The sequence below is a fragment of the Pseudomonas hormoni genome, from assembly GCF_018502625.1.
In the GTDB taxonomy this organism is placed as follows: Bacteria; Pseudomonadota; Gammaproteobacteria; order Pseudomonadales; family Pseudomonadaceae; genus Aquipseudomonas; species Aquipseudomonas hormoni.
On record NZ_CP075566.1, the window covers coordinates 1,418,961 to 1,440,302 of the forward strand.

Sequence of the window (21,342 nt, forward strand, 5' to 3'; positions counted from 1 at the left end):
ACTTTATATGTATAAAAAAGAGAGCGACCCTACCGGTGGTCGCCAGGAACTCAAAAGACTAGCGGCAGATGTGGGGGGGGGCTGGGACGGATATATTTCAAGGTTTATTGAAGGATGCTATGGGTGAGGTGCTGGGCGGGGATGGACACATGTCCATAATCTGACCGATGAGTTGTATACAACTCTATAGACATTTGTCCTGAGTCTTGCATACAGTGTGCGCATAACAAAAACCAGGGAACCCCCCAACCATGAAAACGCCCCATGTTTCACACCAACGGCCTGAGGACGAAAACCTCGGGGTCGGCGCGAATATGGCTTACGGCCTGCAACATGTTCTGACCATGTACGGCGGTATCGTCGCTGTGCCGTTGATTATCGGCCAGGCGGCCGGGCTCTCGCCGGCGGACATCGGTTTGTTGATTGCTGCTTCATTGTTTGCGGGGGGCTTGGCGACATTGCTGCAGACCCTCGGTTTACCGTTTTTCGGCTGCCAGTTACCACTGGTGCAGGGCGTGTCGTTCTCCGGCGTCGCGACCATGGTGGCGATCGTCAGCAGTGGCGGGGAGGGCGGGTTTCAGTCGATTCTCGGCGCGGTGATTGCCGCATCGTTGATCGGATTGCTGATCACCCCCGTGTTCTCGCGCATCACCAAATTCTTCCCGCCGCTGGTCACGGGCATCGTGATCACGACCATTGGCCTGACGCTGATGCCGGTGGCCGCGCGTTGGGCCATGGGCGGCAACAGCCATGCGGCGGATTTCGGCAGCATGGCGAACATCGGTCTGGCGGCGGTGACGCTGGTGCTGGTGCTGTTGTTGAGCAAAATCGGCAGTGCAACGATCTCCCGTTTGTCGATCCTGCTGGCGATGGTCATCGGCACGATCATCGCGGTGTTTCTCGGCATGGCAGACTTCTCGTCCGTCACCCAAGGCCCGATGTTCGGCTTCCCGACGCCGTTCCATTTCGGCATGCCCACCTTCCACTTTGCTGCGATCCTGTCGATGTGCATCGTGGTCATGGTGACGCTGGTGGAAACCTCGGCGGACATCCTCGCCGTCGGCGAAATCATCGGCACCAAGGTTGACTCCAAACGCCTGGGCAACGGCCTGCGCGCCGACATGCTGTCGAGCATGATCGCGCCGATCTTCGGTTCTTTCACGCAAAGCGCGTTCGCCCAGAACGTCGGTCTGGTGGCGGTGACCGGGATCAAGAGCCGTTTCGTGGTGGCCACCGGCGGCTTGTTCCTGGTAATCCTGGGTCTATTGCCCTTCATGGGCCGGGTCATCGCCGCCGTGCCGACTTCCGTGCTGGGTGGTGCCGGTATCGTGCTGTTCGGCACCGTGGCGGCCAGCGGCATTCGTACATTGTCCAAGGTCGACTACCGCAACAACGTCAACCTGATCATCGTCGCCACTTCCATCGGTTTCGGCATGATCCCCATCGCCGCGCCGAATTTCTACGACCACTTCCCCAGCTGGTTCGCGACGATCTTCCACTCGGGCATCAGCTCCTCGGCGATCATGGCCATCGTGCTGAACCTGACCTTCAACCACCTCACCGCCGGCAACTCGGATCAACAGTCGGTGTTTGCGGCGGGCACTGAACGTGTCCTGCGTTATCAGGATCTGGCCGCGTTGCGCGAAGGGGATTACTTCAGCGAAGGCAAATTGCATGACTGCGACGGGAAAGAGATCCCGGTGGTGGAGGCGGACCATGGGCATGGAGAGCCACGGGCGATGCCTGCGAAAAGCAGTGAGCACGTGTGAATAAAAAGGTGCCTTCCGGGGCGCCTTTTTACATGATCGACGTACAACGCAACTTTTCTGCCGACCACAAAAAAGCCCCTGAACCTTTCGATTCAGGGGCTTTTCGTTATTTCTGTCTGGCTCCACGACCTGGACTCGAACCAGGGACCCAGTGATTAACAGTCACTTGCTCTACCAACTGAGCTATCGCGGAATGGCGTGTATGTTACTGATTCAAAAAGAGAAGTCAAGCACCTGTTAACAACTTGAGGGTTTCATCGGGACGGACGGTGGTTTATCGGCGATTGGCGGTTACCAGAACAGCACCAGAGGTCTACCATGGCCGCCCGGAAGTGGTTACACGCGCTGCCGGCCATTCGCCGAAAAGGTACGCGCCATGAATTACCCAGCCCTCGCATTCCGAAGCAACGAGGTGTTCGCATGAGCATCGCACAGATCAGCCTGCCCAAAGGGGTCGGCCCCCACGCCGAAAAACTGTTCGACGCCATCACTCAGGCCAGCACCGCTGACGAATTGAACCGCGCAGGCGGCAAGGCCGAAGGTTTTGTCCTGGGCCTGGAAAGCACCAAGGCCATCAAAAGCCAGGTCGCCGAATCGCTGTACGTCGCCTATGACGACGCGGCCAGCCAGCGTGCGACCGAACTGGCTTAACCGCCGAAGGTAACGGTGGCGAGCATCAGTTTGGCGTAAAGCAGCGTCGCGCCCAGTTGCACCAGCCACAAGGCCAGACCGCCGAGAAACACACCCGCAGCCACTTGCAGCACCAGGTTATTGCTGCGTTTGGCCGGGACGCGGGGGATGAAGTCATTCAGGTCATCCAGGTCATCGCGCTCAGCGCGCAGGTCATCGTTTTTCATGTGGGCTCTCGTCAGAATTCAGGGTGTACACAAAACCTTGTGGGAGCCGGGCTTGCCCGCGATAGCGGTCTGTCAGCCAACATTGATATTGAATGTGATGGCTCCATCGCGGGCAAGCCCGGCTCCCACAGTAATATGATGTGCAGTCTAGAGCGCTCGGCCATGAGGTCGAGAATTATCTGCGACCAATAAAAAACGGGAAGCCATTTGGCTTCCCGTTTTTCGTAGTGCCGGAAGACTCAGATCACCGCAACGATGGCCTTGGTCACGACATCTATGTTGCTCTGGTTCAGCGCGGCGACGCAGATGCGGCCGGTGTCCAGGGCGTAGATGCCGAACTCGTTGCGCAGGCGGGTCACTTGCTCAACCGTGAGGCCGGAGTAAGAGAACATGCCGCGCTGACGACCGACGAAGCTGAAGTCACGTTGCGGAGCCTGTTTCGCCAGCAGGTCAACCATCTGGGTGCGCATGCCGCGAATCCGCAGGCGCATTTCGGCGAGTTCTTCTTCCCACTGGGCGCGCAGTACCGGGCTGTTCAACACAGCGGCGACGATGCTTGCACCGTGGGTCGGCGGGTTGGAGTAGTTGGTGCGGATCACGCGTTTGACTTGCGACAGCACGCGCGCGCTTTCTTCTTTCGATTCGCTGACGATCGACAGGGCGCCAACGCGCTCGCCGTACAGCGAGAAGGATTTGGAGAACGAGCTGGAGACGAAGAAGGTCAGGCCCGATTCAGCGAACAGACGCACGGCGGCGGCGTCTTCGTCGATGCCATCGCCAAAGCCCTGGTAGGCCATGTCGAGGAACGGCACGTGACCTTTGGCCTTCACCACTTCCAGGACGTTTTTCCAGTCCGCAGGGCTGAGGTCCACGCCGGTCGGGTTGTGGCAGCACGCGTGCAGCACAACGATGGAACCGGACGGCAGGGCGTTCAGGTCTTCCAGCAGGCCGACACGGTTAACGTCGTGGGTCGCGGCGTCGTAGTAACGATAGTTCTGCACCGGGAAACCGGCGGTTTCGAACAGCGCGCGGTGGTTTTCCCAGCTTGGGTCGCTGATCGCCACGACAGCGTTCGGCAGCAGTTGCTTGAGGAAGTCGGCACCGATTTTCAGGGCGCCAGTACCGCCAACGGCCTGAGTGGTGATGACGCGGCCAGCAGCGATCAGCGGCGAGTCATTGCCAAAAAGCAGTTTCTGAACGGCCTGGTCGTAGGCAGCGATGCCATCGATTGGCAAGTAGCCACGGGAAGCGTGTTGAGCGACGCGAATCGTCTCGGCTTCGACAACGGCGCGCAGGAGTGGAATTCGCCCCTCCTCGTTGCAGTAAACACCGACCCCCAGGTTGACCTTGTTGGTACGGGTATCGGCGTTGAATGCTTCGTTGAGGCCCAGGATTGGATCGCGTGGTGCCATTTCGACAGCGGAGAACAGGCTCATTTTTGCGGCGGCTCTGAATGGAGAGTGGAGGGACGTGTCGCGCTCCAGCCGAATGCACTAGAGCGGTGCACAAACGGGGAGCTAGTATAGAGGCCATCTGCGATTGATGGCGACAGTCGATTCGGCTTTTACCGTAAGTTTTTCCGATTATTTTTCGACCGTTAGTCGATTGATCCCGTCAAAGACTTCAAGGGATGTAGGACGTTTGCCTTGAAAGCGAGGGCAATCGACTCCACATTGAGCACAATCCAGTTTTTTCCTCGGGCGACGTCGGTCGTTTGTGGTCTTTTTCGTTGCTGTCCGGTTTGCCCGGACGGGCGCGACCCAGAGGGTATTTCATGTCTGAATTCCAGCTAGTCACCCGCTTCGAGCCCGCCGGCGATCAGCCGGAAGCCATTCGCCTGATGGTCGAGGGCATCGAAGCCGGGCTGGCGCACCAGACGTTGCTCGGTGTGACCGGCTCGGGCAAGACGTTCAGCATCGCCAACGTCATCGCCCAGGTTCAGCGCCCGACGCTGGTGCTGGCGCCGAACAAGACCCTGGCCGCGCAGTTGTACGGTGAATTCAAGGCGTTTTTTCCGAACAATGCTGTCGAGTACTTCGTTTCCTACTACGACTATTACCAGCCCGAAGCCTACGTGCCGTCCTCGGACACCTTCATCGAGAAAGACGCCTCGATCAACGATCACATCGAACAGATGCGACTCTCGGCGACCAAAGCGTTGCTGGAGCGCAAAGACGCGATCATTGTCACCACGGTGTCGTGCATCTACGGTCTGGGCAGTCCGGAAACCTATTTGAAAATGGTGCTGCACGTGGATCGGGGCGACAAGCTCGATCAGCGCGCCTTGCTGCGTCGCCTGGCGGACCTGCAATACACCCGCAACGACATGGATTTCGCCCGCGCAACCTTCCGCGTGCGCGGTGATGTGATCGACATTCACCCGGCAGAATCCGATTTCGAAGCGATCCGCATCGAGCTGTTCGATGACGAAGTCGAGAGCCTGTCGGCCTTCGATCCGCTGACCGGCGAGGTGATCCGCAAGCTGCCGCGCTTCACCTTCTACCCGAAAAGCCACTACGTAACGCCGCGAGAAACCCTGCTCGGTGCCATCGAAGGGATCAAGGTCGAGTTGCAGGAGCGCCTGGAATACTTGCGTTCCAACAACAAACTGGTGGAAGCGCAACGTCTTGAGCAACGCACCCGTTTCGACCTGGAGATGATTCTCGAGCTGGGCTACTGCAACGGCATCGAAAACTACTCGCGCTACCTCTCGGGCCGTGCCTCCGGTGAAGCGCCGCCGACCTTGTTCGATTACTTGCCGGCCGACGCCTTGCTGGTGATCGACGAATCCCACGTCAGCGTGCCGCAGGTCGGCGCCATGTATAAGGGCGACCGCTCACGTAAAGAAACGCTGGTGGAATACGGCTTCCGTCTGCCTTCGGCGCTGGACAACCGGCCAATGCGCTTCGACGAGTTCGAAGGCATCAGCCCGCAGACGATTTTTGTCTCGGCCACGCCGGGCAACTACGAGGCGGAACATGCGGGCCGGGTGGTCGAGCAACTGGTGCGCCCGACCGGCCTGGTGGACCCGCAAATCGAAATCCGTCCGGCGCTGACCCAAGTCGACGATTTGCTTTCGGAAATCACCAAGCGCGTCGCCCTTGAAGAGCGGGTGTTGGTCACCACACTGACCAAGCGCATGTCCGAAGACTTGACCGATTACCTGGCCGACCACGGCGTGCGGGTGCGTTATCTGCACTCGGACATCGACACCGTGGAGCGCGTGGAAATCATCCGCGATTTGCGTCTCGGCACCTTCGATGTATTGGTGGGGATCAACCTGCTGCGTGAAGGCCTGGACATGCCGGAAGTCTCGCTGGTGGCGATCCTCGATGCGGACAAGGAAGGCTTCCTGCGTTCCGAGCGCTCGCTGATCCAGACCATCGGTCGCGCGGCGCGTAACCTCAACGGTCGGGCGATTCTCTACGCAGACCGGATCACCGGCTCCATGGAACGGGCGATCGGCGAAACCGAGCGTCGTCGCGACAAGCAGATTGCTTTCAACCTGGCCAACGGCATTACGCCGAAGGGTGTGTTCAAGGACGTTGCCGACATCATGGAAGGCGCCACCGTGCCGGGCTCGCGCAGCAAGAAGCGCAAAGGCATGGCCAAGGCCGCCGAGGAAAGCGCCAAGTACGAAGCCGAATTGCGTTCGCCGGGCGAAGTCGCCAAGCGTATCAAAGCCTTGGAAGAGAAGATGTACGCGTTGGCTCGCGATCTTGAATTCGAAGCGGCGGCGCAGATGCGCGATGAGATTACCAAGTTGCGGGAGCGGTTGATCGCTGTTTGAGATTTGCGGTGCCTGTCAGGCCGCCATCGCGAGCAGGCTCGCTCCCACAGTTGACCGAGTTGACCCAGTGAACGCGATCCAATATGGGAGCGAGCCTGCTCGCGATGAGGCCAGTCTTGACGCCACAATACTCAACTAGTGCGCCTCGCCAGCCTTCAACCCCACCGGCAACTTCCTGGTCAGCAACACCGCCAGCATGCTGATCCCCAGCGCAATCCCGACAAAATGAAACGCATCGTTGTAAGCCATGATCGACGCCTGCTGATGGGCGATCTCACTGAGCTTGCCCAGCGCCGCCGTTTCACTGCCAAACCGGTCCGTCAGCGACGCCATGCGCTCGGCGACCTGCGGGTTGCTCGGCACGATGGATTCACGCAAATAATCAAAGTAGGTCTTGGTCCGCGCATCCAGCAACGTGGCGAGGAGGGCGATGCCGATCGCGCCGCCGAGATTGCGCAGGATGTTGAACAGGCTCGACGCTGACCCCGCATCCTGCGGCAGGATGTACGCGGTGGCGATCAACGAGATTGTCACCATGATCAACGGCTGACCCAGCGCGCGGATGATCTGGATCTGATTGAACTGCGGTCCGGCAAAGTCCGGGTTCAGCACGCCCGAGGAAAAGCTCGCCATCCCGAATAGCCCGAACCCCAGCGTGCACAGCCATTTCGGCGAAATGACCTTCATCAGTTTCGGCACCAGCGGAATCAGGAACAGCTGCGGCACACCCATCCACATGATCACTTCGCCGATCTGCAGGGCGTTGTAGTTCTGGATCTGCGCCAGGTACAGCGGCAACAGATAGATCGAGCCATACAACCCGACGCCCATCCCGATGCTGGAAATGCTCGATAAGCCGAAGTTTCGATTGCCGAGGATGCCGAGGTTGATCAGCGGGTTGGGCTTGGAAAACTGCACGATCACAAAGGTGATCAGGCTGACCAGCGCGATGCTGCCGAGCGCTACGATCAGGTCCGATTCCAGCCAGTCCTTGCGATGGCCTTCCTCCAGAAACACCTGCAAACAACCGAGGCCTATACCGAGGGTGACAATCCCGGTGTAGTCAGTGCTTTTCAGCAGTTCCCAGTGCGCTTCTTTTTTCTCCAGGCCATACATCAGGCCGGCGATCATGATCAGGCCCGGCGGAATGTTGATGTAGAAGATGTATTCCCAGCCCCAGTTTTCCGTCAGCCAGCCGCCGAGCGTCGGGCCAATGGAGGGCGCGAATGTGGCGGTCATGGCGAACATCGCCATGCCTTTTGCGCGGTGGTGTTCGGGAAGTTTGATCAGTGTCAGGGTGAACGCCAGAGGGATCAGTGCGCCGCCGGTGAAGCCTTGCAGCGCGCGGAAAATGATCATGCTTTCCAGGCTCCACGCCATGGAACAGAGCAGGGAGGCGGCAAGAAACCCGAGTGAGACCCACACCGCCAAACGGCGCGCCGAGAGCAGCTGCACCAGCCACGCCGTCAGCGGAATCATGATGATCTCCGCAACCAGATACGACGTGGAAATCCATGAGCCTTCTTCCAGGGTCGCCGACAGCGCGCCCTGAATATCCTTGAGCGACGAGTTGGTGATCTGAATGTCGAGCACCGCCATGAACGCGCCGAGCATCACGCTCATCACCGCGATCCAGTCCCGCCGGGTCGGTTCGCCGGCGGGGCGGATCAGTTGATCACCGGCCATCGTCAGGGGTGTCTTTGATGTTCACTTTGGCGGTGACCGACATGCCCGGACGAATCTTGCCGTGCAGCGGGCTGTCCGCGGCGAAGGTCAGTTTTACCGGAATCCGTTGTACGACTTTGGTGAAGTTGCCGGTGGCATTGTCTGGCGGCAACAGGCTGAACTGCGCGCCTGAGGCAGCGAACAGGCTGTCGACCCGCGCTTCAATCGGCGTGTCGCTGTAGGCGTCGAAAGTCAGTTCGGCTTTCTGGCCGGGCTGCATGCGGCCGATCTGGGTTTCCTTGAAGTTGGCCTGAATCCAGATGTCCTGGTCCGGGACGATCGACATCAGATAAGCGCCGGCCTGCACGTATTGGCCTTCGCGGGCGGCACGCTGACCAATCATGCCGCTGATGGGGGCGTGGATTTCGCTGCGGGTCAGGTTCAGTTCCGCCTGGGCCAGATCGGTTTTGGCGTTGGCGATCATGGCGTCGAGGCGCTTGATTTCGGCGCTCAGGGAATTGACTTGCTGGCGCTGACTTTGAGCATCCGCCTGGGCTTTGGTCACCTGCGAGCGGGCGATGTGGTTGTCGGCGGAGAGGGTGGTTACCCGCTCTTCGGAAACGTAGCCCGGTTTGCGCAAGGTTTGCGCGCGAGACAAATCGATTTGCGAGCGACCGAGGCTGGCCTGGCTGGACGCAACTTGCGCTTCGCTGGAGGCAATCAGGCTGGCTTGCTGGGTCAGTTTGCTCTGGGCTTGCAGGCGTTCGGCCTGGCGGGTGGCGAGAGCGGCGTTGGCGCGGTCGACGGCGAGGTGGAAATCATCGCCTTCGAGCTTGATCAGCAACTGGCCTTTCTCGACGTGCTGGTTGTCCTGCACCAGCACCTGATCGATGCGCGCGCCCAACTGGCTCGACACACGGGTGATCTCGCCCTGGACATAGGCGTTGTCGGTGCTTTCATAAAACCGTCCCTTGAAGAACCACTGGGCAAAAAAGCCCCCGGCAATCAGCAGGACGATCAACAGGAAAATAAACAGGCGACGCTTGAGTTGGGCAGGCATGGGGCAAACTGTAGTCGAGAAATTGTAAGGAAAGTTATCAGCAGGTGAATCTGGCATACAGTCGATAGTGGGTAAATGCCATCGGCTGATAATCCATCATTCATCGCGGCTCAAGCACTTTGTAGACGCAAACTTGGCTTAAATGCCCTGCTTACTGGAGCCGGGCGGGCAACGCCTGTTACCATTCGCCCTTTGTTTTATCTTCATTTCGAGACTTGCCATGACCACCGTCCGCACGCGCATCGCGCCATCGCCTACCGGGGACCCCCACGTAGGTACCGCTTACATCGCTTTGTTCAACTACTGCTTTGCCAAGCAGCACGGCGGTGAGTTCATCCTGCGGATCGAAGACACCGATCAATTGCGTTCGACCCGCGAGTCCGAACAGCAGATTTTCGACGCCCTGCGCTGGCTGGGTATCGACTGGAGCGAAGGTCCGGACGTTGGCGGCCCGCACGGTCCGTACCGTCAAAGCGAGCGCGGTGACATCTATCAGAAGTACTGCCAGCAACTGGTCGAGATGGGGCACGCGTTCCCGTGCTTCTGCACCGCCGAAGAACTGGACCAGATGCGCGCCGAGCAAATGGCCCGCGGCGAAACCCCGCGTTACGACGGTCGTGCACTGTTGCTCTCCAAGGAAGAAGTCGCGCGCCGCCTGGCCGCCGGCGAGCCGCACGTGATCCGCATGAAAGTGCCGAGCGAAGGCGTGTGCGTGGTGCCGGACATGCTGCGTGGCGACGTCGAGATCCCGTGGGATCGCATGGACATGCAAGTGCTGATGAAGACCGACGGCCTGCCGACGTACTTCCTGGCCAACGTGGTCGATGACCACCTGATGGGCATCACCCACGTTCTGCGCGGCGAAGAGTGGCTGCCTTCGGCACCGAAGCTGATTCTTCTGTACGAATACTTCGGCTGGGAACAACCGGAGCTGTGCTACATGCCGCTGCTGCGTAACCCGGACAAGAGCAAGCTGTCCAAGCGCAAGAATCCGACCTCGGTGACGTTCTACGAGCGCATGGGTTTCATGCCGGAAGCGATGCTCAACTACCTCGGGCGCATGGGGTGGTCGATGCCGGACGAGCGCGAAAAGTTCTCGCTGCAGGAAATGGTCGACAACTTCGACCTGAGCCGCGTCTCCCTCGGCGGGCCGATTTTCGACATCGAGAAGCTGTCGTGGCTCAACGGCCAGTGGCTGCGTGATTTGCCGGTGGAAGAGTTCGCGTCGCGCCTGCAAACCTGGGCACTCAACCCTGAATACATGATGAAGATCGCGCCGCACGTGCAGGGCCGCGTTGAAACCTTCAGCCAGGTCGCACCGCTGGCCGGTTTCTTCTTCGCCGGTGGCGTGAACCCGGATGCCAAGCTGTTTGAATCGAAGAAGCTGTCGGGCGATCAGGTTCGTCAGTTGATGCAGTTGATCCTGTGGAAGCTCGAAAGCCTGCGTCAGTGGGAAAAAGACAGCATCACCGCAACGATTCAAGCGGTGGTCGAATCCCTGGAGCTGAAGCTGCGTGACGCCATGCCGCTGATGTTCGCTGCAATCACTGGCCAGGCGAGCTCGGTGTCGGTGCTCGATGCGATGGAAATCCTCGGCCCGGACCTGACGCGTTTCCGTCTGCGTCAGGCGATCGACTTGCTCGGTGGCGTGTCGAAGAAGGAAAACAAGGAGTGGGAAAAACTGCTGGCGAATATCGCCTGACGACACGGCCTTGTGGGAGCGTGGCTTGCCCGCGAAGAACGATGACGCGGTGTAACCGATACACCGCGGCGTCAAATTCGCCGGCAAGCCTGGCTCCTACAGATCCAGTAACCACCGGATTTACGGGGGCAGGGCGGTAAGTGATTGTTATGTCGGCAAAAAAGTTTGGAAATTGTTAAAAATAAATTTGACACGTTTCCGAAGCGCCATTAAGATTCGCCCCGTCCTCAGCGATGAGGGGCTATAGCTCAGCTGGGAGAGCGCTTGCATGGCATGCAAGAGGTCGACGGTTCGATCCCGTCTAGCTCCACCAATTTACACTTCAAGGTCTGGCCACACCGGCCTTGAAGGGATCAACACTCAGCGTTGATCAGTTGTATAGAAGGGTTTGCGTCCCCTTCGTCTAGTGGCCTAGGACACCGCCCTTTCACGGCGGTAACAGGGGTTCGAGTCCCCTAGGGGACGCCAGTTTTACAGAAGCGATGTTGCAAGATGTCGCTCCGCCGCGAGGCGAAAAATCCGGGGCTATAGCTCAGCTGGGAGAGCGCTTGCATGGCATGCAAGAGGTCGACGGTTCGATCCCGTCTAGCTCCACCAATTTTACAGTTCAAGGTCTGGCCACACCGGCCTTGAATCGATCAGCTCTCAGCACTGATCAGTTGTATAGAAGGTTTTGCGTCCCCTTCGTCTAGTGGCCTAGGACACCGCCCTTTCACGGCGGTAACAGGGGTTCGAGTCCCCTAGGGGACGCCACGATTACCCGCTCTGCGGGATTTTATAAGGGTCATTCAATTATTGAATGGCCCTTTTGTTTGTCTGGCGTTTGGCCAAATCCCCTCATTTCTTTCAAACTGCGCATCAGACCAACGGTCACACTCACGACTTGCGTAAAATTATTATGAGAATAATATTCTAGTCGTAATATTCGGAGGCAACGATGAACGATAAAAAAGCTCAAACCCGCGAACGCATCCTCAAGGCCGCCAGCGCAGCGCTGATTCAGCGCGGCCCGGCCGAACCGAGCGTGGGTGAAGTGATGGGCGCAGCCGGCCTGACGGTTGGCGGCTTCTATGCGCATTTCGAAAGCAAGGACGCGATGATGCTGGAAGCGTTCAAGCAACTGCTCGGTCATCGCCGTGGCCTGATCGCTGACATGGACACTGAATTGACCGGCGAAGAGCGTCGCGCGTTGGTGGCTGCGTTTTACCTGTCACGCAAACACCGTGATTCCTCTGAGTCGGCGTGCCCGATCCCGGCGTCTGTCGGCGAGCTGGGGCGTCTGCCGGACGCGTTTCGTGTGGCGTTGAATGAGCATGTGGAAATGATGGTCGCGCAGTTGGCGGCCAGCCCGGAAGACACCGACAAAGCCCTGGCCGACATGGCCTTGATGGTCGGTGGTCTGGCTCTGGCGCGGGCGCTGGGGCCAGGAGAATTGTCCGATCGATTGCTGCGTGCCGCCAAGTCGGCGGTGTTATGACCTGAAGGCAATGGCCTGAGGAGTGAGAGCGATGAGCACGTTAAAGTGGGTTCGTGGCGTTAATGGCACCTTGGGCTGGTTTGCACCGAAACTGGTCGCGAGCAAAATGCGACTGGCATTCATGACGCCGCGGGATCTGCCGCCGCGTGACTGGGAATTGCCGCTGCTGGCGAAATCCGAGCGCATCACTTTACGTTTCGGCCTGTCGGCGTTGCGCTGGGGACAAGGCCCGGCGGTGTTGCTGATGCACGGTTGGGAGGGCCGGCCGACGCAGTTTGCCAGTCTGATCACCGCGCTGGTGGATGCCGGTTACACCGTCGTTGCGCTGGACGGCCCTGCGCATGGTCGCTCACCGGGCAATGAAGCAAATGTCGTGCTGTTCGCCCGGGCCATGCTCGAGGCCGCCGCCGAGTTGCCGCCACTGCAGGCGGTCATCGGTCACTCGATGGGCGGTGCCAGCGCCATGCTCGCCGTCCAGTTGGGGTTGCGCACTGAAACCCTGGTGACGATTGCTGCGCCGGCGCGGATTCTCGGGGTGCTGCGTGGTTTCGCTCGCTATGTGCGACTGCCGCCAAAAGCTCGTTCGGCGTTCATTCGCCAGGTCGAAAAAGACGTCGGCATGCGCGCCGCTGCACTGGATGTCTCGCACTATCAACTCGACATGCCTGGGCTGATCGTTCACGCCGAAGACGACTGCTTCGTTCCGGTCAAGGAATCCCAACTGATCAATGAAGCCTGGTTCGACAGCCGTCTGTTGCGACTGGAAGAGGGTGGTCATCAACGGGTATTGGCTGACCCTCGGGTGATTGATGGCGTGTTATCACTGCTGGCCGGCCGCAGCCTGCAATCGCGCCAATCGGCCTGAGCATCCGTTACACTGCCCCGGTCGACATAATCTGACCGGGAGTGGGGCATGGGCTGGGATCGGGCAACGCCATTTATCATCGATCTGGAAGTGGGCGCCGAGGACATCGACGGGCTGGGTCACGCGAATAACGCGGTGTACGTGACCTGGCTCGAGCGCTGCGCCTGGCGTCACTCTCAGCGACTGGGTCTGGATCTGGTCGAGTATCGGCGGCTGGATCGGGCGATGGCGGTGGTGCGGCACGAGATCGATTACCTGGCCGCGGCCTACGAGGGCGATGAGTTGCAGCTGGCGACCTGGATCGTCGATTGGGATCAGCGTCTGAAAATGACCCGGCACTTCCAGCTGAAACGTCCCAGCGACAACACCACGTTGCTGCGGGCGCAAACCACGTTTGTCTGTATCGAATTGTCCACGGGCAGGCCCAAGCGCATGCCTGCAGAGTTCATTGAAGGCTATGGCCCGGCGTTGCAAGTTGCGAGCTGACACGGTCCTGTGGCGAGGGAGCTTGCTCCCGTTGGACCGCGAAGCGGTCCCCTGCAATGGAGAGTGCTGCGCACTCTAACGGGAGCAAGCTCCCTCGCCACAGAGGTATGAACAAGTCTTTCGACAGGGAATCCAGTAAACTGCCGCACGTTTTTCGTCGAGTGTGTTTTTCATGCAAATTGCTTTGGCACCCATGGAGGGGTTGGTCGACAACATCCTGCGGGACGTGCTGACCCGTGTGGGCGGTATCGATTGGTGCGTGACCGAGTTCATCCGGATCAACGATCAGTTGCTCACGCCTGCCTATTTCCACAAGTTCGGTCCTGAACTGCTGACGGGTGCGCGCACCGCGTCTGGCGTGCCGTTGCGCGTGCAGCTGTTGGGTTCCGATCCGGTGTGCCTGGCGGAAAACGCCGCGCTGGCCTGCGAGCTGGGGTCCGAAGTCATCGACCTGAACTTCGGTTGCCCGGCCAAGACCGTCAACAAGTCGCGCGGTGGGGCGGTGTTGCTCAAAGAGCCCGAGCTTCTGAACCAGATCGTCGAGCATGTCCGTCGCGCCGTTCCAGCGCACATTCCGGTCACCGCGAAAATGCGTCTTGGCTTCGACAGCCCTGACGGTTCGCTGGTCTGCGCCACGGCCCTGGCCGAAGGCGGCGCGGAACACATCGTGGTGCATGCACGGACCAAGATGGATGGTTACAAGCCACCAGCGCATTGGGAGTGGATTCCCCGGGTGCAGGACGTGGTCAAGGTGCCGGTGTTCGCCAATGGTGATATCTGGAGCGTTGAAGACTGGCGCCGTTGCCGCGAAATCAGCGGTGTGGAGGACATCATGCTCGGTCGCGGGCTGGTGTCGCGTCCGGACCTGGCCCGGCAAATCGCTGCCGCCCGTGCCGGTGAAGAAGTGGTCGAAATGAGCTGGGCCGAACTGCTGCCGCTGATTCAGGACTTCTGGTTGCAGGCCAAGGCACAGATGACACCCCGCCAGTCGCCCGGTCGCCTGAAGCAGTGGCTGGCCATGCTGACGCGCAATTATCCCGAAGCGGTGGCGCTGTTCACCGTCCTGCGTCGTGAAACCGAACTGGATCAGGTTTCGCGTTTGCTGGGTTTGCAGGTAGCTGAAGCGGCCTGAAAAAAAATCTGAAATCAATCTCTTGAAAAGCAATCAGCGGTCCCTATTTAGGGATTACGCGATGCCGAATTCGGGTCGCGGAGACAAAAAACTTGCTGATTGTTTTCAGGAGATTGAATCATGACTACTGCATTTTCCCTGGCTCCACTGTTCCGTTCCTCGGTAGGCTTCGACCGTTTCAACGACCTGTTCGAAACCGCCCTGCGCAACGAGCCAGGCAGCACCTACCCACCTTACAACGTGGAAAAACACGGTGATGATCAATACCGCATCGTCGTGGCGGCGGCCGGTTTCCAGGAAGAAGACCTGGACCTGCAAGTCGAGAAGGGTGTGCTGACCATCAGTGGCGGCAAACGTGACGCGACTGAAGGCGTGACCTTCCTGCATCAAGGCATCGCCCAGCGCGCGTTCAAACTGTCGTTCCGCCTGGCCGATCATATCGAGATCAAGGCCGCCGACCTGCGCAACGGTCTGCTGAACATCGACCTGCTGCGCATCGTTCCGGAAGAGGCGAAAGCCAAACGTATCCCGATCAACGGGACACAAAAACCAGCGCTGCAGCACTAAGGCTGGGCAATGAAAAGGGCGCCAATGGCGCCCTTTTTTGTGCCTTGTCCCCTGTATGAGCGAGCTTGCTCGCGATGGACTTCGGGGCTCGTTTATCCAGAAAATGAGCGTCATCGTTAACGTTCATCGCGAGCAAGCTCGCTCCTACACGGGTTCGTGTTATTTCAGGAGTTTCTGGAACGCCTCCACCGGCAACGGCGAGCTGTGCAAATACCCCTGATAAAAATGGCAGCCCAGCCCCTGCAAGAATTCAAGCTGCTCCGGGGTCTCCACCCCTTCGGCAATCACTTTCAATTCCAGGCTGCGGGCCATGGCGACGATGGCGCGGATGATCTCGGCGTCGTTGGGGTCGGTGGTGGCGTCGCGGATGAATGACTGGTCGATTTTCAGCGTGTCGACCGGCAGTCGCTTGAGGTAGGTCAGCGAGGAATAACCGGTGCCGAAGTCGTCCATGGCGAAGCTCACGCCGAGTTTTTTCAGGCGACGCATTTTGCTGATGGTGTCTTCCAGATTCTGGATGACGATGCCTTCGGTGATTTCCAGTTTCAGCAGCGAGCAGGGGAGGCCGTGGCTGACGAGGCTGTGTTCGATGCGCTCGACGAAGTCGTTCTGGCGGAATTGCCGCGGACTGATGTTCACGCACAGGCTGAAATTCAACGGGTCGATCAGGCCCTTGGCGATCAACCGTTTGAAGGCCGCGCATACTTCGTCGACGATCCAGGTGCCGACCTCCAGAATCAACCCGCTGTCTTCCAGCACCTTGATGAATTCGGTGGGCGATTGGGCGCCGAGCTCCGGATGGCTCCAGCGCACCAGCGCTTCGGCACCGACGATACGGTTGTCGCGAGCGTCTACCTGCGGCTGGTAATGCACCTCGAACTCGCCCCGGGAAAGGGCCAGGCGCAAGTCGGTTTCCATGCGCAGGCGTTCACTGGCGGCCTTCTGCATGGTGTTGTGGTACATCTGCGTGGTGTTGCGCCCGGAATCCTTGGCCCGATAAAGCGCGATGTCGGCGCGTTTAAGCAAATCGGTCGGGGTCGAGCCGTGATCGGGAATCAGCGCGATGCCGATACTCGGCGTCACTTGCAGGCGTTGACCATCAAGGAACATCGGCTCGGACAGCAGTTCGCGCAAGGTGTCCGCGAGGTCGCGGACCTGGGCGCTGACTTCATTGCGTGAACCTTCCAGACCGCTCAGCAACACCACGAATTCGTCGCCGCCGAGTCGCGCGACGGTGTCTTCCATGCGCACGCTGGCTTCAAGGCGGGCGGTGATGATCTTCAGCACCGTGTCGCCCACCGGGTGGCCGAGCGAGTCGTTGATGTGCTTGAAGTGGTCGAGATCGAGAAACATCAGGGCGCCACGCAGGTTGTGGCGTTTGAGCAGGGCGATCTGCTGGCTCAGGCGGTCCATCAACAGTGCGCGGTTGGGCAGGTTGGTCAGCGGGTCGTGGTAGGCCAGGTGACGGATCTGCGCTTCGGCGTTTTTCAGCAGGCTGACGTCCCGCGCGGTCAGCAGCAGGCAAGCAGTTTCGTTGAGCGTGATCGGTTCCACCGAGACTTCGACGGTCAGCAGTTCGCCGCGCTTGTTGCGGCCGAGCATCTCCTGGTGATGCACCCGGCCCTTGATCTGTAGCTCGGCCAGCAGCGCCGAGCGTTGTTTTTCTTCGGCCCAGATGCCGACCTGGTACACCGTGCGGCCGACCACTTCATCGGCGCGATAGCCGGTCAGGCGGCAGAAACCATCGTTGACCTCCAGATAGCGCCCGGTGTCGCGTTCGGTGATGGTGATGGCGTCGGGACTGGAGTGGAAAGCCTTGGCGAACTTCTCTTCGCTGGCCTTGAGCGCCGCTTCCGAGCGTTGTTGCTGGGTGATGTCGCGCAAGGTGGTCACGATACACGGCTGGTCGCCGACGCTGATCTGGCGGCTGGAAATCACGCAGGTCAGCGATTGACCGTCCTTGTGCTGAACGAGGATGGCGACGTTGTTCAGGCCTTGTTCGCGGATGACTTGTTCGATCCGGCGCAGGCTTTTTGCCGACGCGTCCCACAGGCCGATTTCGTCGGCGCTGCGACCAATCACCTCGGCGGTGCTCCAGCCGAAGGTCTGGGTGAAACTGGAGTTGATTTCGATGAACTGGCCGGTGTCCTGGCGGGTGACGCAGATCGGGTCCGGACTGACCTGGAACAGGGTGGCAAATTTCTCTTCGGAGGCGACCAGCATCTGCTCGCGCTCGACCTGATCCGTAATGTCGAGCAAGGTGCCGGCCATGCGCACCGGCACGCCGTTATCATCGCGGTAGAGGCGGGCGCGGCTTTCCAGGTAGCGCGAAGTGCCGTCCTCCAGCTGTACGCGGTAGGTCAACTGATAGTTGCCCGCCGGACCTTCGCGCAGGCTGCGATAGGCATCGCGCATGCTGTCGCGCTCTTCGCCGGGCACGCCTTCGAAAAACGCTTCGAAGGATTCATGGAACGGTTTGGGTTCCAGCCCGTGCAACTGGGCGGCCCGGGCCGAGCCATAGAGCATGCCGCTGGGAATGTGCCAGTCCCAGGTGCCGAGTTGCGCCGAATCCAGCGCCAGATCGAGGCGCTCCTGGCTGTCTTTCAGGGCGAGTTCGGCGGCCTTGCGTTCGGTGGTGTCGAGGAAGGTACTGAGCAGATAGGGCTGGCCCTCGAGTTCGACTTTTTGCGCGCTGAGGATGCCGTCGTGGATCTGGCCATTGCTGGCGCGGAACTGCACTTCCATGCTGATCAGCTCGCCTTTGGCCTTGGTCGCCTTGACCAGTTTTTCGCGTTGTTCCGGGTGCACCCACAGGCCCAGTTCTATCGTGGTGCGGCCAATTGCGTTCTGCACCGGCCAGCCGAACAGGCTTTCGAAATACTGGTTGGCCTCGGTGATCAGCCCGTCTTCCTGGCGGGTCAGAAGTACCATGTTCGGACACAGGTGAAACAGCGTCGCGAAACGTTTTTCCGAGCTGCTCAGCGCCTGTTCGCGCTGGCGCTGGTGGGTGATTTCGCGGATCACCCCGATCATGCGCGGCCGACCGTGTTTATCCGGCAGCAAACTGCCATTGATCTCCAGCCAGTGAAGGCTGCCATCGGGCCAGCGAATGCGGTGGTGCATTGCCTGCTCCAGCGGAGCGCCGGCAATCACGGCGTGGAACGCGCGAATGGTTTTGGCCCGGTCTTCGGGCGGCAGCAGGTCGAGGTATTCCAGGTCGGCCGGCAATGGCTGCCGGGGATCGAAGCCGAACAAAGCCTGCGTACCCCGCGACCAACTGATCTGCCCGCGCTCGATGTCCCAATACCAGGCGCCCAGACGTGCTCCGTTGAGGGCGGCCAGCAACTGCGGCGCGCTTTCCCAACTCTGCTCGGACCGTTTCGGGTCAAGCGCCTGTATACGTGGCATCGGCGGAATACGGTCAACAGATTTCGGCATTGGCAGGCCTTGGGCTGAATTGGGCGTTAGGCACAGGATTTCGCGGCTCTATAGGAGTAGCACAAGTTAGCCTTGAGTCCCTGGCAGATCGATTTGTGCATCCAGCAAGGCCATAAAAGCCCGTGCTGCGTTCGACAGCGTCCGTTCGGTGTGCAAGATATAGCCTAGCTGGCGAGACAGTTGTATGCCCGGCAAAGGTATTCGTGCAACTTGATCGTCGAGCATGGTGCGCGGCAACACGCTCCAGGCCAGGCCGATCGAGACCATCATCTTGATGGTTTCCAGATAATTCGTGCTCATGGCGATGTTCGGCGTCAAGCCTTGCGCTTCGAACAGGCGCTGGACGATGTGGTGAGTAAAGGTGTTGCCGCCGGGAAACACGGCCGGATGCAGGGCGATGTCCGCCAGGTTGACCGCGCCATTGCTGATCAGTGAATGCTCCGGCGCGACCACGAAATCCAGCGGGTCGTCCCACACCGGCGTGGCCTTGACCAATGCGTGGGGCTCCGGCGCGAGGGTGATGACGGCAAGCTCGGCGCGACCATGGAGGATTTCTTCGTAGGCCACTTCCGAATCGAGGAACTGAATATCCAGCGCGACTTGTGGGTAGCGGCGGGTGAACTCCCTTAATAAGGGCGGCAAACGGTGCAGGCCGATGTGGTGACTGGTGGCCAGGGTCAGGCGGCCGCTGACTTCACCGGTCAGGTTGGTCAGGGCGCGGCGGGTGTCGTCCAGCACGTTCAGAATCTGATAAGCCCGCGGCAGCAGGGCGCGACCGGCTTCGGTCAGACCGACTTCGCGGCCCAGGCGGTCAAACAGGCGCACCTTCAATTGCTGCTCCAGCCCGGCAATGCGTTTGCTGATCGCCGGTTGCGTCAGGTGCAACCGTTCACCGGCACCGGAGAAGCTTCCGGTCTCGGCGATGGCAATAAAAGCATTGAGGTTGGCGAGGTCCATTTATGTATTCCAGTTGGTTATCCAAAGCATAAAAAATATGAATTTGAGTTATTTAATGTAACCCCCTAGGATCGACCTCACAAGCCAAAGGGTTATTGAACTGTTCAGAACCCGGGGCATAGAAACAAGCTGATGAGGAAACCGTCTGATGGCCGGCAAAACGCTCTACGACAAGCTCTGGGATTCGCATTTGGTCAAACAGCGCGACGATGGCTCTGCGCTGATCTACATCGATCGTCACATCATCCATGAAGTGACCTCGCCGCAAGCCTTTGAAGGCCTGCGTCTGGCCGGGCGCAAGCCTTGGCGCATCGATGCCAACATCGCGACCCCGGACCACAACGTACCGACCACGCCGGAGCGCAAGGGCGGCATTGACGCCATTGTCGACCAGGTCTCGCGTCTGCAGGTTCAGACCCTCGACGACAACTGCGACGAATATGGCATCGTCGAATTCAAGATGAATGATGTGCGTCAAGGCATCGTTCACGTGATCGGCCCGGAGCAGGGCGCGACCTTGCCGGGCATGACCGTGGTCTGCGGCGACTCCCACACCTCGACCCACGGCGCATTCGGCGCTTTGGCTCACGGTATCGGCACCTCCGAGGTCGAGCACGTGCTCGCCACCCAGTGCCTGGTCGCCAAGAAAATGAAGAATATGCTGGTGTCCGTCGAAGGCAAATTGCAGTTCGGCGTGACCGCCAAGGACATCGTTCTCGCGGTCATTGGCAAGATCGGTACCGCTGGCGGTAACGGCCATGCGATCGAGTTCGCCGGTAGTGCGATTCGCGATCTGTCTGTTGAAGGCCGCATGACCATCTGCAACATGTCCATCGAGGCCGGCGCTCGCGTAGGCCTGGTGGCGGCGGATGAAAAAACCGTGGCGTACGTGAAGGGTCGTCCATTTGCTCCGAAAGGTGCGGAATGGGACTTGGCCGTCGAAGCCTGGAAAGACTTGGTGACCGATAAAGACGCCAAATTCGACACCATCGTCGAACTCGATGCGACCCAGATCAAACCGCAAGTCAGCTGGGGCACCTCGCCCGAGATGGTGTTGGCTGTTGACCAGAACGTTCCCGATCCTGCGAAGGAAATGGACCTGGTCAAGCGCGGTTCCATCGAGCGCGCGTTGAAATACATGGGGCTGACCGCCAATCAGGCGATCACCGACATTCAGCTGGACCGCGTGTTCATCGGTTCCTGCACCAACTCGCGGATCGAAGACCTGCGCGCTGCAGCCGTCATCGCCAAGGGCCGCAAAGTGGCTTCGACCATCAAGCAGGCCATCGTGGTGCCGGGCTCGGGCCTGGTGAAGGCGCAGGCCGAGTCGGAAGGTCTGGACAAGATTTTCCTCGACGCCGGTTTTGAATGGCGCGAGCCGGGTTGCTCGATGTGCCTGGCGATGAACCCGGACCGTTTGGAGTCGGGCGAGCATTGCGCATCGACCTCCAACCGTAACTTCGAAGGCCGTCAGGGCGCCGGTGGTCGTACCCACCTCGTGAGCCCGGCCATGGCCGCCGCCGCCGCGGTGAACGGTCGTTTCGTCGACGTCCGTGAATTGATCTAAAGGAGCGCAG

Annotated in this window: 16 protein-coding genes and 5 tRNA genes; 14 read left to right on the plus strand and 7 right to left on the minus strand. The window is 59.7% G+C overall.

The features are described from left to right. Positions 1 to 251: 251 nt before the first annotated feature. On the plus strand, positions 252 to 1,769 hold the full coding sequence (locus KJF94_RS06545; RefSeq protein ID WP_214382059.1) for a nucleobase:cation symporter-2 family protein: 1,518 nt from the start codon (positions 252 to 254) through the stop codon (positions 1,767 to 1,769). A 117-nt stretch (positions 1,770 to 1,886) separates the two neighbouring features. Here KJF94_RS06545 and KJF94_RS06550 read toward each other — a convergent pair. Continuing rightward, positions 1,887 to 1,962 (minus strand) — tRNA-Asn (locus KJF94_RS06550). Between the two features lie 227 nt (positions 1,963 to 2,189). Here KJF94_RS06550 and KJF94_RS06555 point away from each other — a divergent pair. After that, complete coding sequence (locus tag KJF94_RS06555; RefSeq protein ID WP_008007186.1) at positions 2,190 to 2,420, plus strand: hypothetical protein; 231 nt, start codon at positions 2,190 to 2,192, stop codon at positions 2,418 to 2,420. Here the strand turns inward: KJF94_RS06555 and KJF94_RS06560 are convergent. Next, positions 2,417 to 2,626, minus strand: a complete 210-nt coding sequence (locus KJF94_RS06560) for a hypothetical protein (RefSeq protein WP_084318022.1) — start codon at positions 2,624 to 2,626, stop codon at positions 2,417 to 2,419. The two genes, KJF94_RS06555 and KJF94_RS06560, sit on opposite strands and share 4 nt — an antisense overlap. A gap of 239 nt (positions 2,627 to 2,865) precedes the next feature. Continuing rightward, positions 2,866 to 4,062 (minus strand): amino acid aminotransferase, encoded by a 1,197-nt coding sequence (locus tag KJF94_RS06565; RefSeq protein WP_214382061.1) that lies wholly within the window; start codon positions 4,060 to 4,062, stop codon positions 2,866 to 2,868. A 338-nt stretch (positions 4,063 to 4,400) separates the two neighbouring features. Here KJF94_RS06565 and uvrB point away from each other — a divergent pair, with 338 nt between their 5' ends. Then, positions 4,401 to 6,416: an excinuclease ABC subunit UvrB gene (uvrB, locus tag KJF94_RS06570; RefSeq protein ID WP_017339647.1), complete on the plus strand. Its 2,016-nt coding sequence runs from the start codon at positions 4,401 to 4,403 to the stop codon at positions 6,414 to 6,416. Between the two features lie 135 nt (positions 6,417 to 6,551). Here the strand turns inward: uvrB and KJF94_RS06575 are convergent, their stop codons facing one another. Beyond that, positions 6,552 to 8,102: an MDR family MFS transporter gene (locus KJF94_RS06575; protein ID WP_489676602.1), complete on the minus strand. Its 1,551-nt coding sequence runs from the start codon at positions 8,100 to 8,102 to the stop codon at positions 6,552 to 6,554. Continuing rightward, complete coding sequence (locus KJF94_RS06580) at positions 8,092 to 9,141, minus strand: HlyD family secretion protein (protein ID WP_214382062.1); 1,050 nt, start codon at positions 9,139 to 9,141, stop codon at positions 8,092 to 8,094. The genes KJF94_RS06575 and KJF94_RS06580 overlap by 11 nt, the downstream gene beginning before the upstream one ends. 220 nt (positions 9,142 to 9,361) lie before the next feature. Between KJF94_RS06580 and gltX the strand changes: the two genes are divergently transcribed. The 10 genes from gltX (at position 9,362) to KJF94_RS06630 (ending at position 15,370) form a co-directional block, all read left to right on the plus strand. Continuing rightward, a complete protein-coding gene (gene gltX, locus KJF94_RS06585) occupies positions 9,362 to 10,843 on the plus strand; it encodes a glutamate--tRNA ligase (RefSeq protein ID WP_084318017.1) in 1,482 nt (493 codons plus the stop codon). Positions 10,844 to 11,080: 237 nt separating this feature from the next. Continuing rightward, positions 11,081 to 11,156 (plus strand) — tRNA-Ala (locus tag KJF94_RS06590). Positions 11,157 to 11,235: 79 nt separating this feature from the next. Next, a tRNA-Glu gene (locus KJF94_RS06595) sits at positions 11,236 to 11,311 on the plus strand. 53 nt (positions 11,312 to 11,364) lie between these two features. Further along, positions 11,365 to 11,440 (plus strand) — tRNA-Ala (locus KJF94_RS06600). A gap of 80 nt (positions 11,441 to 11,520) precedes the next feature. Next, positions 11,521 to 11,596: transfer RNA gene (locus KJF94_RS06605), tRNA-Glu, on the plus strand. A gap of 184 nt (positions 11,597 to 11,780) precedes the next feature. Then, a complete protein-coding gene (locus KJF94_RS06610; RefSeq protein WP_214382064.1) occupies positions 11,781 to 12,320 on the plus strand; it encodes a TetR/AcrR family transcriptional regulator in 540 nt (179 codons plus the stop codon). A gap of 31 nt (positions 12,321 to 12,351) precedes the next feature. Beyond that, positions 12,352 to 13,185 (plus strand): alpha/beta fold hydrolase, encoded by an 834-nt coding sequence (locus KJF94_RS06615; protein WP_214382066.1) that lies wholly within the window; start codon positions 12,352 to 12,354, stop codon positions 13,183 to 13,185. Between the two features lie 48 nt (positions 13,186 to 13,233). After that, positions 13,234 to 13,671: an acyl-CoA thioesterase gene (locus tag KJF94_RS06620; RefSeq protein WP_214382068.1), complete on the plus strand. Its 438-nt coding sequence runs from the start codon at positions 13,234 to 13,236 to the stop codon at positions 13,669 to 13,671. Between the two features lie 172 nt (positions 13,672 to 13,843). Next, positions 13,844 to 14,803, plus strand: coding sequence for a tRNA dihydrouridine synthase (locus KJF94_RS06625; protein ID WP_214382070.1), 960 nt, complete (start codon positions 13,844 to 13,846; stop codon positions 14,801 to 14,803). Positions 14,804 to 14,923: 120 nt separating this feature from the next. Further along, positions 14,924 to 15,370, plus strand: coding sequence for an Hsp20 family protein (locus tag KJF94_RS06630; RefSeq protein WP_214382072.1), 447 nt, complete (start codon positions 14,924 to 14,926; stop codon positions 15,368 to 15,370). Positions 15,371 to 15,529: 159 nt separating this feature from the next. Here KJF94_RS06630 and KJF94_RS06635 read toward each other — a convergent pair whose 3' ends face one another. Both KJF94_RS06635 and KJF94_RS06640 read right to left on the minus strand, forming a co-directional pair. Further along, a complete protein-coding gene (locus KJF94_RS06635; RefSeq protein ID WP_214382074.1) occupies positions 15,530 to 18,808 on the minus strand; it encodes a PAS domain S-box protein in 3,279 nt (1,092 codons plus the stop codon). A 66-nt stretch (positions 18,809 to 18,874) separates the two neighbouring features. Further along, positions 18,875 to 19,765 carry a LysR family transcriptional regulator gene (locus KJF94_RS06640; RefSeq protein ID WP_214382076.1) on the minus strand — a complete coding sequence of 297 codons (891 nt, stop codon included), beginning with the start codon at positions 19,763 to 19,765 and terminating at the stop codon, positions 18,875 to 18,877. Positions 19,766 to 19,913: 148 nt separating this feature from the next. On the opposite strand from KJF94_RS06640, the gene leuC reads away from it, so the two are divergent. Further along, positions 19,914 to 21,332, plus strand: a complete 1,419-nt coding sequence (leuC, locus tag KJF94_RS06645; protein WP_214382078.1) for a 3-isopropylmalate dehydratase large subunit — start codon at positions 19,914 to 19,916, stop codon at positions 21,330 to 21,332. The last annotated feature ends 10 nt before the right edge of the window (positions 21,333 to 21,342 follow it).